This window comes from Mediterraneibacter catenae, assembly GCF_008691045.1.
Classification (GTDB): domain Bacteria; phylum Bacillota; class Clostridia; order Lachnospirales; family Lachnospiraceae; genus Mediterraneibacter; species Mediterraneibacter ornithocaccae.
On record NZ_VMSO01000053.1, the window covers coordinates 1 to 1,360 of the forward strand.

Below are 1,360 nucleotides of genomic sequence, written 5' to 3' on the forward strand. Positions count from 1 at the left end.
TGGTCCTATGTCAAGAAAAAGTACAAATTAAACATGCCTTTTTTATGGTTGGCTTACCCTGCCAAAGCTTCTGCTTTTTCTTCTAACGCTGCATAATACGCCTCCTCATATTGATCAGGCGAAAGATATCCACAATGACTGTGGCTCCGCACTGTATTATAAAATGTTTCGATATATTCAAATACCAACTTATATGCATGCCGGTAGTTAAAAATTTTAAAACGGTTAATCCACTCCCGCTTCAATAACGCGTGGAAGGATTCGATACATGCATTATCCCATGGATATGCTTTCTTTGAATAACTGTTTACCATCCCATCTGTTGCCTGACGGAACGCATCTGATACATACTGGCAGCCTCTGTCCGTATGTATAATTAGCGGCTGTGTAATGCTGCGTATTTTCTTTGCTTTCTCTACGCAGTCCACTACATGGGATGCTTCCAGGGTCTCGCTGAGTACCCATGCAATGATTTTTCTGGAATACAGATCCATAATACTGGTTAAGTATACGAAGCCGTCAAATGTCCAAATATATGTGATATCCGATACCCATACTGCATCCGGCTGTTCCGGATTGAACTGCTCATTCAGAATATTGTGCAGTTCCTTGCTGAAATCAGAATCTATAGTAGTTTGCGTATAAGGCTTTATCCATTGGGCTTTGATCCCCATCTGCCTCATATAATTCGCAACTGTTTTTACTGCAATTTTTTCGCCGCCTTTCCACAATTCCCTGGTGATTTTAGGAGCGCCATAGTTTTGGTGGGAATCCTCATAGATTTTCAAAATTTTTTCCTTAACCTCCCCGCGGTGTTTTTCAGCAGCAGAAGGGCATCTTTTTTTCCATGCGTTATAGCCGGATCGTGAAACACCAAGACGTTTCAGTACCCCGCTGACAGAGACACGGTGCTTCACCGGCCGCTGCTCCATTTCCACAATATACTCTGCTGTGGCAGTGTAAACAGCCTCTGTCATTTTCCCAGGATACTGATGGCTTTTTTTAGAATCTCAAGGGCATCCTTTGTATCCCTTAGCTCTCGTTGGAGACGAGCGATCTCTTTTGCCTCATCACTGGAATAATTGCCGGATCCTCTTGTTGGCACACAGCCTTCATGTTCCTTGGCTGCCCGGAGCCATGTTTTGAGCGCAGAATCACTGATTCCCAGATTTTCAGCCGCTTTCTTGAGTGTGAGTTCCGGATGATCCAGACGATACCTGACTGCGTTCTCCTTAAACTGCTGATCATATTTCGTACCTTTTGCCATGTCTGTGATTCCTCCTTCATATCATCTTTCTTATCATACATGATTTAGGTATACATGGCATCTTTATTTTGTACTATTTTTATACTATCACTA

At 42.7% G+C, this 1,360-nt stretch carries 2 protein-coding genes; both read right to left on the reverse strand.

Going from position 1 to position 1,360, the window contains the following annotated elements; all coding sequences use genetic code 11:
• Window positions 1-53: 53 nt before the first annotated feature.
• The gene (locus tag FNY66_RS15305; protein ID WP_150311676.1) at window positions 54-932 is read right to left on the reverse strand and encodes an IS3 family transposase; all 879 of its coding nucleotides are present in this window, start codon (window positions 930-932) and stop codon (window positions 54-56) included.
• 41 nt (window positions 933-973) lie between these two features.
• Window positions 974-1,267, reverse strand: a complete 294-nt coding sequence (locus FNY66_RS15310) for a transposase (protein ID WP_087163136.1) — start codon at window positions 1,265-1,267, stop codon at window positions 974-976.
• Window positions 1,268-1,360: the final 93 nt, after the last annotated feature.